The following is a 13,888-nucleotide window of genomic DNA, read 5'->3' as shown; positions in this document are numbered from 1 at the left end:
ACGATTTAATCCAACTCAATTAACTTATGAACTTCATCAAACTTTGGCTTGTTTTTATGGTATTTGCACCAATGCAGCTCCAAGCAAAAACTGACCCCATGCTTAAGACTAAAAAGAAACGTCGAAATGTCATCTTTATTTTAACCGATGATCATAGGTATGACTACATGGGGTTCACTGGTAAGGTTCCGTGGTTGGAAACCCCAAATATGGATAAGCTTGCCTCTGAAGGCGCTTACTTTTCCAATGCCTTTGTTACTACTTCTTTATGCTCCCCCAGTAGAGCATCAATTTTAACAGGTCAATTTTCACATAACCACACCATCGTCGATAATCAGGCGCCAGATCCCGGTAATCTCACCTATTTTCCCCAGTATCTCCAAAAAGCAGGGTATCAGACGGGTTTTTTTGGAAAATGGCATATGGGCGACCATGGTGATGAACCCCAACCAGGTTTCAGTCATTGGGAAAGTTTTCCTGGCCAAGGCGTATATTACAACCCCACCCTAAATATTAACGGCGAAAGAGTTGCTTATAAAGATTCTACCTATATTACCGATTTACTTACCGATCACGCTTTGGAGTGGCTTGACAATCGGGATAAAAAGAAGCCTTTCTTTCTCTACCTTTCACATAAGGCGGTACATGCCGCATTTAAACCTGCGCGCCGGCATAAAGGCAGGTATAAGGGCAAACAAATTGCCTTGCCATCAACTTATGACCAAACCAAAACAGGAAAGTATAGAGATTTGAAATGGCCCCAATGGGTCGCTGATCAACGGGTCAGTTGGCATGGGGTTGATTATATGTACCATGAGAATCGTGATATTCACGAAATGGTGGTCGATTATTGTGAGACTCTTCTGGGGGTGGACGAAAGTATAGGTAGCGTAATGGAGTGGTTAAAACAAGAAGGCCTAGACGAATCTACGTTAGTAATATATATGGGTGATAACGGCTTTAGTTGGGGCGAACATGGCCTTATCGACAAGAGGCATTTTTATGAGGAATCGGTAAAAGTACCGCTATTGGTTAGATGTCCTGATATTTTTGAGGGAGGAGTGAAGCCTAAAGCTATGGTACAGAATATTGATATTGGCCCAACCGTTTTAGCCGAAGCCGGTGTTCAAAAACCTGAGCATATGCCGGGGGTTTCATTTATTCCAATCCTTTCAGGGGAAAAGGAGTCATCAAGAAAAGAAGTATTCTATGAATATTTTTGGGAATACGATTTTCCAATGACACCAACAGTTTTTGGTATGCGAACCGACAAATACAAATACATGAAATTTCAGGGTATCTGGGACCGAAACGAACTATACGATTTGGAAAATGACCCTGATGAAATGTACAACCTGATTGCCGATCCCGACAAACAGGAAATCGTTAAAGAAATGTCTACAGCTATTTACGATTGGTTAGAAGCTACTGACGGCATGCAGATACCATTAAAAAGAACCATTAAATATCGTTACGGCGATTATAAACACCCTAATGAGTATTGAAAAAGCCCCAATTTGGGGCTTTTCTTCTTCTTCTTTGGAGGATATCTTTTTAATCTTCCAATGTTCTGGTCAATTCGCCATTATTATTGAATAATTCAACTTTTCGAATCGATTCGGAAGGCTCAATATAACGACTGGATTGCGACTGAAAAGTAGAGCCCCAATAGAATTCGCGAATTTGTGTCTTTCCGCTAGAAAGGTGAAGTATTGCTTTCACTTCGTTGTTCTCTAGGCGAATAAGTTGTTTTTGAAGTTTAATGTTCGGCTCAAAAGTTCTTAGGGAGTCATTGTTTTGTGAAGCAATAATTAGATTACTAGAATTGGCAATATTTAGAGATGCAATACTCTTTCCATCACGCGGTACAAAAAAATGACTTTTCTCTAATGGTAGGGTGCTGAATTTGCCTTTCCCATTATTTTTTAATGACACGCCGACAAGGGCATCTGCGGGACCTTGTTGCACCTCCATGCCAAAGTCATTTCCAATGAGGAATAAATCGATGTTTCCGTCAGATTCGAAATCGTAGGGCAGAATGCCATAAACTGGAGCAAGTTGTGTTTCGACAGGTAAAGCATGCATTTTGAATTGACCATCGCCTAGATTCTCAATCCATGAGGTTTTCATATAATTCATAGATAGAACGGTAGCATCATCCAAAAGGCCATCAGAAAACATTTCAGGCAAGGTCGATTCTCCAAAATCTCCAAACGAATTGAACTTTTTTCGAATGCCTACGTATTGCTTGGTTACATCTTGCCACGGGTGGTACAAATACTCTTTTTTCACACCGACGCTATCCCGTAAGAAATAAGAAATTAACGGGTCTACTGTTCCGTTGTTATCCAGATCCTTTGCATATACCCTGACCGGCTCATCTTTGGTCGCTTTAAAATTGATGTTTTCACCCACATTGCCCGCGATATAATCTATATCTCCATCATTATCTATATCGGCTGAGGCCAAACTATTCCACCAACCAAGATAGTTGGCCAAGCCTGTAGATTCAGTAATCTCTCTTAGTTTCCCTCTGTCATTTTTAAAGAATCTCAAAGGCATCCATTCACCGGCCAAAATTAAATCAGGCCAAGAATCACCATTGAAATCCGTCCACAAGGCATCACTGATCAGCCCAGGATATGATAATTCGGTTGCTATTTCTTGAGTGACATCTGTAAATTTAATTTCATCGCTAGAACTATCGTTACGCAGTATGTACGAACGGTCAGCTTTTGGGTAGGTAAATGGTAATACCCTGCTTCCTACAAAGAGATCAAGATCGCCGTCTCTATCAAAATCTGCGGCTTTTACCGCTGAAGCGTTCGCCTTCATATGGGGTAAAGCATTATCCAACTGTTCAAAGTTGCCTTTGCCATCATTGATCATGAGCAAGTCTTGATAATAATCATGACCCTCAGGGTACTGGGCACAACCTCTGGCAATGTACAAATCTAAATCACCGTCATTATCTGCATCAAAGAGCAAGGTACCTGCATCTTCCTCCTCCAATTTTTCAGATTTTTTGTAGGCGACACCTTCTTGTTTGAAAGTGCCATCTTTTTGTTGAATAAACCATTTTTGTTCAAAGTTTCGGCTGGCTGCCACGAACATGTCATCAAGGAAATCACCGTTTATATCACCAATCGCTATGGATGGTCCGTATTGTGAAAACTTATGGGGTATGGTTCTTTGAAAGTTGAAATCGATAAAGTCATGATCTCTGCTTAAATGTTCTAAATTATACTTCTTTCCAACATTTTTTAATATCGCCTGATTGTTTTGAGTAATAGAAGACTTGGAAATGGTTTTGCTTTCGTCATAAGAAATAGTAAGCAATGTATCCATACCGAAATTGGTAACAATCTGTTTTAACCCATTTGGCCATGTTATCTGCAAACTGTCTATTTGGTCTTTCGTTCCTAGGCCAAAGTGAAGTATATTTTCTGGTTGCGATAAATACCCCCGCCCAGATAAGAGCATTTTTTTCTGTCTTATACTATCGGAAAAAATTTCTACAAATGTTCCAATAGCAGCAGGATTCTTATTTGATCCCTTTAAAAACACTCTTAAGAAGTGGTTGGCACCATCTAATTCTTGTGTATGGTTTTCTAGTAGAAGGGCATTATCATTAATATTATTGACTACTAGGTCTAGGTCACCATCATTATCTAAATCTCCATAGGCTGCTCCGCTCGAATAAGTCGGGAAGTTAAGCCCCCATGAAGCGGTAACATCATCAAACTGCAAGTGACCAGAATTTCTAAACATGAAATTTGGAATTTTTATTTCAGGAATAGCGTCAATAAGTTTTTGTTTACTTACTAATCTGCTGGCGGCGGCCTTGAAATCGCCAAAATCTCTGTCCGTTACGTCTTTGGGGAATCCGTTTGTGATAAAAAGATCTTGCAATCCATCATTGTCGTAATCGGCAAAAAGTGGTGTCCAACTCCAATCAGTTTCTTTTACATTGGAGTGCATTGCTATCTCTCCGTAAATGGGGAGACCGGTATCGGGGTTGACCCCTTGGCTGGTCTGTAAGGTGTTGCGGGTATATTGTTTTTCGTAATCGTACTTTTTTGTAAAAATCTCTTTTTGGTAGCTACTAGGCCCTTGAAAAAGTTTCTTTCTCTTGTTATAGTAAGGCTGCATTTCTGTAGTATAGAGCTCTAAAGTGCCATTATTATCTATATCGGCTATATCGCTACCCATTGATGATAGACTGAAATGTTTGAACATCTCTCTTGCTCTATTGGTAAATGTGCCATCATGGTTATTGATGTAGACCAAATCGTTACTTAAGAAATCATTCGCTACATAAATATCTAACCAGCCGTCTTGATTGAAATCATTAATGATGGTGCTGTGACTGTAGCCATGGTATTTAATTCCGGCCTTATCTGAGACATCAATAAAGACCTGTTTTTGAAGGCTGTCATTATAGGTGTTTTCATAGAGTTTGTCCTTGCTTAGTGATGTACCGTCATCATCAAGTGGTCTAAACTGGGTAGGATCAATACCTTCAATTCGATTAACCCCGATAAAAAGGTCTAGATCGCCATCTTGGTCAAAGTCAAAAAATTGTGCGTGTGAGGAGTAAGTATCATCTGCTATTCCATAAGTTTCCGCCTCCTCCTTGAAATACGGAACACCTTCTTGGTTGTTACCTTGGTTGATATAGAGCAAATTTTTTCGTAAGTGTTCTTCTTTCCTAAAAGTATTACATACGTAGATATCAAGTTTGCCATCAGTATTGATGTCAATAAGTGAAACACCTGAAGACCATTCAAGCGTATCTCGCTTCTCTATTTTTGATTCAAGGGAAACATCTTTGAATTTAAGATTGCCCTTATTTAAAAATAACTTATTTGAAACTTGGTTTCCTGCAAAAAAGATGTCATCTAAGCCATCACCGTTCAGGTCTCCTAGAGCGACTCCGGCACCGTTGTAAACGAATTCGTTATCGATGATGTTTATAGAGTCGTTCTCAGTAAGTTGATTGTTGAAAATAATACCTGAATCTTTTGAATCGACCAAACTGAACCTAGAAGTAGGCTTTTTTTCTTTACAGTGGATGAACGCGAGGCATGCGAAAATGTAAAAACCTAGCCTTACTTTATTCGTGAATTGCTTCATCTAGTAATATTATCGAAATTAAATTGAAAGTTTAAGCAAATATGGCAAAGCCTCTGCAAGAAACAAAAAAAGCCACCCCAAAAGGGGCAGCTTTTTATAAAAATTGGATTTGATTAATAACCAGGGTTCTGAGTTAGTACTCCAGGTTGTAAATCTAGTTGAGTTTGTGGAATAGCTCTATACTCATCTTTGCCAGGTGTAAATTGAGCACCGGAATAAGCACTTTGTAAATATTGTACTTCGTAATCAAGATATTCATTGATTTCTTCGTCAGCAATACCCCAACGAACTAAATCAAAAAATCTGTGTCCTTCGCCTGAAAGCTCAAGTTTTCTTTCGAAATATACTGCCTCTCTTGCAGATTCAGGAGTTGCAAATTGCGATTCGGGATATTCGGCAATAACATAGTTGGCGGCATCACTACCATCATCGTTCTTGATCCAAAATTCTGAGTTTGCAGCCCTTGCCCGAACTAAATTTACATAAGTTCTTGCTTGTTCTAAGGTTCCAGCTTCTATTTCTGCTTCCGCAGCCATTAAAAGTACATCGGCATAACGAATGATAGGATAATTCATAGTAGCGTAACCCCTTGTCCATGAGCTGGTATCAGTAAATGATCCATCTTGACCGGCATAGTAAACAAATTTCTTAGGAGAATAAGGGCCGCCATAGCTCTGAACACGAATCCAAGCTTGACCAGGGTGAGGTTTCCAACCTAAATAGGGGATATCTCTTCTACCTATAGAAAAGTCAATTCTTGGGTCTAAAGGACCACTGTCGGGCGTAAAATCAGCAGTGGAAGCAACACCCATATCCGTAACAAGTTCATTTTCGGAATCTCTATAAGATTTATCAAGAAGTGGTAAACCTTCTGGAGTAGTTCTGAAAGAGTTGGCCAATTCAAAGCTAGGTTGAAAGAAACCACAGCAATCACCTGGCCCTTCAACACCTGTTAGATATGGATAGTTCAAGTCATCAAACCAGTTTGAGTTATTTACACTTCCTGTGGCATTAGAAGATTCGACATCCATAACTGTTTCATTATGATTGTCATTTTCTGCATTAAAAATCTGTGGATAGCTAGGTTCTAAAGCGAATTTTTCACCATTATAGTTAACGCCGTTAGCTATAAAATCGTCGAACCAATCTTTTGCTTCGTCAAATTTGCCCTGATATAGCTTTGCTTTACCCATATAGGCGGCAGCGGCCCATTTGTTTACCCTTCCTGCATCGGTTTGTTCGGGCAAATTATCATAGGCAAATTGAAAATCTGCCTCAATTTGGGCCCAAGCGTCTCCATTATTCGGAATGTTCGGAATTTCTTCTGTTGGCACATTTTCATCAAAAACAACTATATTATTAAATTGCTTCTTCAAATCAAAATAAAAGTGACCTCGCAACATTCTTGCTTGTGCTTGAACACTGGTACTTTTCTCCGCAGTCAGAACATCTATGTTTTCCGCGACTGTTCTCAAAACTACGTTACAGCGATTTACTCCTTCATACCGAGCTTTCCATAACTCATTAACTTCAGCAAAAGTGGCATCAGCTTGAAACCTTTGAAAAGTAGCTAAATTAGCCCCATCACCAGGATCAGTACCTTTATTGGCATCACCTCCTAGTATAGATCCAGTTAACCAATTATTCGGGGTAGAACCTCTATTTCCTGTAAGATACCCATTCAACATTGAGTATGCACCAATCAATAGTCCGTCAATTCCATCGGCAGTGCTTACTTGGGCGTCCGCTAGTACACCAGTAGGAGGGACCTCCAAAAACTCATCGCTGCAAGACGAACCAAAACCAAGCATGGTCACCAATACAATTATCAATCTGTTAGTATTTCTATTTGTTTTCATAACTATTTTCTAAATATATCGTTTTTATATATGATATTATCATGATTATTTCTTATCGATTAGAGATTATATACCAATTTCAAAGTTAATCAGATATTGTGGGGATACTGGATAATTCCCAATGTCAATACCGAAATTGGTATCAACACCACCGCCCACACCGGGATCGATACCGCCATAGTTAGTTATCGTCCAGATATTATTGGCCGCTAAACCTATTCTTAGTTTTGTAAGGCCTAGCCTTTCGGTTAAATCTCTGAAGTCATAAGAAAGAGCCAAACGTTGTAAGCGCACGTAGGTGCCATCTTCAACATACCAAGAATTGCCAACGGTATTGGTACTAAAATTAGAAGCGCTTTCCCACCGAGGGGCTACGGCATTATTACCAAGTTCAGGTGTCCACGACTTGAATGCAGCTGTACCTTTCGCAGCTCCTTCGAATGTTCCATAGAAATCGGTATACCATTTGGTTTGGTTCCATATTTCGTTACCGATAGAAGTGTACCAATAAGTCTCGAATTCTAATTGCTTGTACTTAAGGTTAAGGGTTAGACCTCCAGTGAAGTCAGGAACAGGGCTTCCTAAAAATTTCCTATCGTCCGGAGTAATTCTTCCATCTCCATTTACATCTTCATACTTAAATCGCCCTAGACCCTGTCCATCTTGAGCGGGCACAGTCTGGCCTTCTTCGTTGGTATATACATTGGCATCTACTTCGGCCTGAGAATTAAAATAACCAATCACATTATAGCCATAAAAGGCAGAAAGCGATTGCCCGACCGCATTTCTTGTAGCAACGATATCTCTAACTGCTGGTCCGTCAAAAAATTCGAGTCCAGGAGCCAAAGAGACAATTTCATTTTTTAAGAAAGCCGCTGTTACACTTGCTTCAAAAGTAAAATCTTCAGTTAGATTGCCCCTGCCAATGATTTCAAAATCAACACCTTTGTTGGACATTTTGGCAATATTTACTGAGGGCGCTGCTGCAAAGTTACCAGTTACTCCAGGTAAAGGCAATTGATAAAGTAGGTCTTCAGTATCTTTTTTCCACCAATCGAAGATAAATTCAAGTCTATTGTTAAACAAACTTAAATCAAAACCTATGTTTGTAGATGTACTCGTTTCCCATTTGGCATTTGGATTACCAATTCGGCTAGCTGCAAAACCTTCATCAGCGCCTGAGGCCTGACCTGTTGTTTGATAAAAGGTTCCAGCCCTATTAGAGGCATACAAAGAATATTGATTGTTAGGGTTTACATTGTTGGAATTTCCCATTTGGCCCCAACCACCACGTACTTTTAAATCTGAAACAAAATCTTGGTTTTGCATAAATGGTTCAGCGATTACCCTCCAAGCACCGGATACGGCAGGAAACACCCCGTATCTGTTGTTACCCCCAAAACGGGAGGCACCATCTCGACGAAGTACGCCTGTCAGATAATACTTTTCATCAAAATTATAATCAAGTTTACCAAAAATGGAATAGAAGTTAACACCTTTAAATTGGCTACTGTTGACCACAGGGTTTTGTACAACGCTCAGACTTTGAAAATCAACATCAGTTGAAAAAGGGTTGGTGCCTGATCCGTTAATATTTCTACCTTTACCGGTATTTAAGGCTTCAACGCCTACCAAAGCTTTAATTCTGTGTTTGCCGAACAATTTGTCATAACTAGCTGTATTAGTGAAAGTCCAGCTAAAAAAGTAGCTACTTCCTTCACTATAGCCATTGTTTGCTTGAGGCTCTGCATCTCCAAGATATCTATAGCTATAACCCACAAAATGAGAATTATTATAGCTTCCTCCTAGGCTCGAGCGCAACGTTAACCCATCGATAGGTTTTAAAAGCACATAAACATTTCCGGTTCCACCGATTCCGTAAGCTTGATCATTTCCATCATCATTTTTTAGAACCCTCACAGGGTTTCTAGGGTTACCGAAACCTGCCGCTTTCGTACTGGCAAAACTTCCGAATTCATCATAAACGGGTATTATTTGAGACATACGAATAGCATCTGTAATACGGGATTCGTCATCTGCGCCACCGATACCGCCTTCACCACCAAAGCCGCCAGTTACAGACCTATAGGTTGCCTGAAAATTCTCACCGATGCTTAACCAAGGAGCAATATCCCATTCAGAATTAAATCTGGCCGTATACCTTTCAAAATCATTGTTTAATAATATACCAGCTTGAGTCTGACCTGATATACCAGTGTAAAAGCGACCGTTGTCAGTACCGCCATTAAAACCTACAGAAAATCGGCTTATGGGGGCAATTCGGGTAATCTCTTTATACCAATTGGTTCCAGCTAAGTTCGACTTAATCAAGAAAGTGTTCTCTGGGTCATTTTCGTAATTTTGAGCTATCTGGGCAAAATTGATTTCACTGGCGGACACGCCGTTCAGACCATCTGCATACAAATACTCAGGTAATACCGGTGTTGGATTGGATCCGTACTGAGGGTGATTGTATTCTACTGGATCACCACTTACTGCAGCATTGTTTTCGTAGGCAATATGAGTATACCTCGCTTGGTCATAAGGGCTTAGGGTTTTTATTGCACCATTAGAATTAGGGTCGCTTACACCACTAGAAATGTTAATTGTCATTTCAGTTTTGCGTTTACCTCTTGAACCAGATTTAGTCGTATAGACAACAACCCCGTTCGCGGCTCTAGCACCATAAATAGAAGCTGCCGCCGCATCTTTTAGAACTGTTGTAGTCTCGATGTCATCAGGGTTTAAGAATTCAGTGTTTCCTACCGGTAGACCATCAACTACATATAATGGTTCATTACCACCGAAAGCACCAAACCCTCGAATTCTAATTTGGCTAGTTGTACCTGGTTGTCCGTTTGTTAAGACAGTTACACCTGCAACTCTACCTTGTAACTGCTGTTCGACGTTACCCGATGGTATGGCGGCTAATTTTTCAGCTTGAACAACGGAAACCGCAGCTGTGGTCTCACGTTTTGTTTCGGTTTGATAACCCGTAACAACCACCTCGTCTAATTGAGCTGAGTCTTCCGCCAACGTAATATTAATACTTGTTTGACCATTGACGGCTACCTCTTGTGATTTGAAGCCTAAATAACTAATGACAAGCGTAGCTTGCGAATCGACTTCTAAACTAAATTTACCATCAAAGTCGGTTTGGGTCCCGTTTGTGGTGCCTTTTTCAAAAACATTGGCTCCGGGCAGGGGAACACCTTCACTATCTACAACAGTTCCTGATACGGTTGATTGAAAAATACTTACCGAAACACTAACTGTTGGTTCAGGATTCGCTAAAGTCACTTGTGACCCCAGCATAAAAATCGAAAAAAGTCCTAATCCTGCTAGGGAAAATCTCCCCTTGGACTTTAACGAATTGTAATCGCATTTTTGATTCATAATACGTGTTGTTTGTTAGTTTTAATTGAGTCTAGTTTATAAGCCAATCGCTAAAATTACTTTTGGTAAAAGTTAACAAAAGCCTAAAACTTGAGTAATAATAACAAAATTTTATGAATCATAAAGATGATAATTGTGATATTTTGATTTTTGGAAAGTTTAAATTTTCTCTATTAATTTATTGAATTCTTTCAATACGCTGATAATACTGGTTTTGTACTATTTTAAGGGATATATTTTTGAGGATATCACTATTGATAAGAAAATTCTTCATCGAGGTAATTAAGGTATATTTTCCTACAAATTTAAGTTAATGAAATTTCGAGAATCAATTTGAATTATAAAATTGAAAATTGTCATTCTTTAATGTCTAGATTGTTACGAACACTCTCGATATTGCGAAAGAGAAGATTAAGGAAATTACTCTTTCAGACAGAAAATAATGACCAAATCGCCATTGGAAAGAGTGGTGAAAAAAAGGTAATCTATTCCGCCATCTTTTATTTTGAATCTATGTCTGATTTTCGCCACAGATTCTGGAAAGTTACGGGTAGTTACATTTGCCTTTTTTATTCCTTCTTTTATAATGGCTTTTTTCTGAAACGGAATCACTTTTTGAATCCTAAAAATCCGCCCGGGAAAATCCATCTTGTATTTTGAAGTATACAAATGAGTATTCGTGGCCAGTTTCTTTAAGTTGTACACTGGAGCAATGCTTTTAAAGGCACCTGATTTCAGAATGGCTGCATTAGGTTCGTAAAGGTAGGTGAGTGGTTCTGACGTTTCAGTTGATATTTGCCTTTCGGTATCTAACTGAAAAGAAAATTTTTGAATTTCGGTCTTGACAAAATTGACCGTATGTACAGCAACTTCGGTTTCTTCGCCTTTATCTATCAGCCAAAGTATTTCTTTTACATCATTATCAACGGCTACAATGTGTATCTGCTTTACTGAATTCAATTCTCTCATACCTGAAGATACATCAATCAAGGGTGAAGTTTTGATCAGTAGCTTTCGACATTTTGATAAGAGCAGGGGTAGATTTTCTACAATGTTAGGTGAACAATCAGAAAAAAGAAAAACCCGGTTGAGTGATTCATCGCGCCTTGACGGATCTAAATAAATGCAATCAAACTTTTCAGTGCTTTTTTGAAGGTGCTCGATGCCGTCTGCATTAATAGTCTCTACATTCTTTTTTTGGAGTTTTAAATAATTATGGGCTACAATTTTTGATAACTCTTGGTCAATCTCGCAGTGAATAATTTTATCAAATGAATTACTGAAATAAAACGAGTCGACACCGAAACCGCCCGTAAGATCAATGAGCGATTTTCCGCTGACCAAATCAGACTTGTATTCGGCCGTTGTTTCAGAAGATGTCTGTTCAATATTTAGTTTATTGGGGTAATAAATTTCTTTACTGTTGAACCAAGTAGGAAGTTTTTTCTGGCACTTTTCTCTAGCCACAATCTGCTCGGCCAGCTCTTTGTTGTCTATTCCATCAAAATATTGTTTTTTAAGCAGTACTGACATGATGTCAGTAGACTTTTTTTTACTTATAAATTCTTGAACACCAGATTTTAGTATGTTCTTATTCAAAATATGACTATAAGGTTTTGGTGAGGGATTTAACAAGCTTGTTCTCTGCTAAAAACTCCTTTAAAATCACCTTTATTGCCGTATATCCAGGTACTGCAACTATCATTCCGACGACTCCAAAAAGTAATCCGGCAATGATAATGATCAAGAATATTTCTAAGGGATGCGATTTAACGCTGTTTGAAAAAATAAACGGCTGGGAGAAGAAATTATCGACCAATTGACCTACCACCAGACCTATTAAAACGTAACCTGTTTTAGGTAAGATTACCGTGCTGAAATCCATTCCTAAATTGCTGGTCATGGTTAGTACTATCATAATCGCTCCGCCAATAAGAGGGCCTACATAGGGTATGATGTTGAAAAGAGCGCATAGAAAGGCGATTACGATAGCATTTTCAATTCCAATAATCAAAAGCGTAATGGTGTAAATGACAAAAAGAATAAAAATTTGCAGCAAAAGCCCCACGAAATAGCGCGATAGAAGATTGTTGATCTTTTCCATGGAGTTGACGGTTCCTGCTTCCCGATTTTGAGGAACAAAGGCTAAAATGCCTCTTTGGAACAACTTGCTATCCTTTAAAAAGAAAAAAGTAATGAACAGTACCGAGAACAGCCCGATGCTGGCAGAGCTTAAAACATTTAAAAAGGAGTTTAAGAAATTGGGTATGAACCCAATATCCAATCGGTCGATGATTGTTTTTTCCAGTTCACTTTCCTGTATTATTTCGCCCACTACTTCTGGAGTAGCCCCAAAATAATCCATAATCTCGAGGTAAAGTGTTCTGACGTTGGTTTGTAATTTATTGATATCCAGTAGCGACAAATTCTTTCCTTGCTCGGAAATCAAGGGAACGAAAAGAGATATGATTCCCGCTAAAATGGCTACCATAAACAACATGGTGAGAATGACCGCCAGTGTATTGGGCAATCTCAATTTTCGGCGCAAGAAAAGTACAATTGGCCTTCCGATTAAAGCGATAACTGCGGCAAAAGCCAAGTAGGCTATTACCGATTGAATCTTCCATAAAAAATATAGCAATAGCGCTATGCCCAAAATAATGCCAACGGCTCGTAATATACCTTGGGAGATAATCTTAGAGCTAATTTTTTTATTTACTTCCGCCATGGCATTTGATTAATTAATATTGCTCAATTCCTGAAAACATATGAAATAATATTCGCCCCCATTTGCAGTGCCTTCGTTCTAACTTCTTTCGGATCATTGTGCACAGTGGGGTCTTCCCATCCGTCACCTAAATCACTTTCCGTGGTAAATAACAAAACTAGCCGGTTCTCGTGAAAAATGCCCATTGCCTGGGGTCGCTTTCCATCGTGTTCATGAATTTTGGGCAACCCGTCGGGAAATGGGTAGGCGCTGTTGAAAATAGCATGTTCTCGGTCGAGTTCTGCAAGCTCTTTTTCGGGAAAAATGGTTTGTAGTGCTTTTTTAAGGTAAGGGGCCATACCGTAGTTGTCATCTATGTGCAAAAAACCGCCTGAATAAAGATATGTTCTTATATTCTCCGCTTCCTCTTCCGAAAAAACAACGTTTCCATGTCCGGTCATATGAAGAAACGGGAATTGAAAAATAGAGCTGCTGCCAGCTTCTACGGTTTCCGGTTTCTCGTCTATCGTAGTTTTTAAATTGGTATTGCAAAAGCGAATTAGATTCGGTAGTGCAGTTGGGTTGGCGTACCAATCGCCCCCACCATTATATTTTAATACGGCAATTTCTTGAGCGGCACTATAGTTTAAAGTCAGGGTTGCAATAAAAACCCATAATAAATAGTATTTCATTTGCTTAAAGTCTGAGCCTTGGCCTGATAATCAAATGTATGAATAATGCACCGGTTTAGATTGATAATTTTGAAGCAGCATTCCTTTCAATTCAATTA

General features: G+C 39.2%; 7 protein-coding genes. 1 reads left to right on the top strand and 6 read right to left on the bottom strand.

All coding sequences use genetic code 11. The features are described 5' to 3' along the window. Nucleotides 1-98 precede the first annotated feature (98 nt). Nucleotides 99-1,505, top strand: coding sequence for a sulfatase family protein (locus D1013_RS14325; protein WP_225621550.1), 1,407 nt, complete (start codon nucleotides 99-101; stop codon nucleotides 1,503-1,505). A 49-nt stretch (nucleotides 1,506-1,554) separates the two neighbouring features. Here D1013_RS14325 and D1013_RS14320 read toward each other — a convergent pair whose 3' ends face one another. From D1013_RS14320 to D1013_RS14295, 6 genes are all read right to left on the bottom strand, one after another. Continuing rightward, complete coding sequence (locus tag D1013_RS14320) at nucleotides 1,555-5,136, bottom strand: VCBS repeat-containing protein (protein WP_121849485.1); 3,582 nt, start codon at nucleotides 5,134-5,136, stop codon at nucleotides 1,555-1,557. Nucleotides 5,137-5,249: 113 nt separating this feature from the next. Then, nucleotides 5,250-6,995 (bottom strand): RagB/SusD family nutrient uptake outer membrane protein, encoded by a 1,746-nt coding sequence (locus tag D1013_RS14315; protein WP_121849484.1) that lies wholly within the window; start codon nucleotides 6,993-6,995, stop codon nucleotides 5,250-5,252. Nucleotides 6,996-7,061: 66 nt separating this feature from the next. Then, nucleotides 7,062-10,391, bottom strand: a complete 3,330-nt coding sequence (locus D1013_RS14310; protein WP_121849483.1) for a SusC/RagA family TonB-linked outer membrane protein — start codon at nucleotides 10,389-10,391, stop codon at nucleotides 7,062-7,064. A 420-nt stretch (nucleotides 10,392-10,811) separates the two neighbouring features. Next, nucleotides 10,812-11,990: a class I SAM-dependent methyltransferase gene (locus tag D1013_RS14305; protein ID WP_121850741.1), complete on the bottom strand. Its 1,179-nt coding sequence runs from the start codon at nucleotides 11,988-11,990 to the stop codon at nucleotides 10,812-10,814. 7 nt (nucleotides 11,991-11,997) lie between these two features. Continuing rightward, nucleotides 11,998-13,098, bottom strand: coding sequence for an AI-2E family transporter (locus D1013_RS14300; protein WP_121850742.1), 1,101 nt, complete (start codon nucleotides 13,096-13,098; stop codon nucleotides 11,998-12,000). 44 nt (nucleotides 13,099-13,142) lie between these two features. Beyond that, on the bottom strand, nucleotides 13,143-13,790 hold the full coding sequence (locus tag D1013_RS14295) for a DUF4159 domain-containing protein (protein ID WP_121849482.1): 648 nt from the start codon (nucleotides 13,788-13,790) through the stop codon (nucleotides 13,143-13,145). Between the last annotated feature and the right edge of the window lie 98 nt (nucleotides 13,791-13,888).

This window comes from Euzebyella marina (genome assembly GCF_003687485.1).
GTDB classification, from domain to species: Bacteria; Bacteroidota; Bacteroidia; order Flavobacteriales; family Flavobacteriaceae; genus Euzebyella; species Euzebyella marina.
Note: the sequence above shows the minus strand (reverse complement) of the source record. Positions and strands in the feature narration are given on the sequence as shown.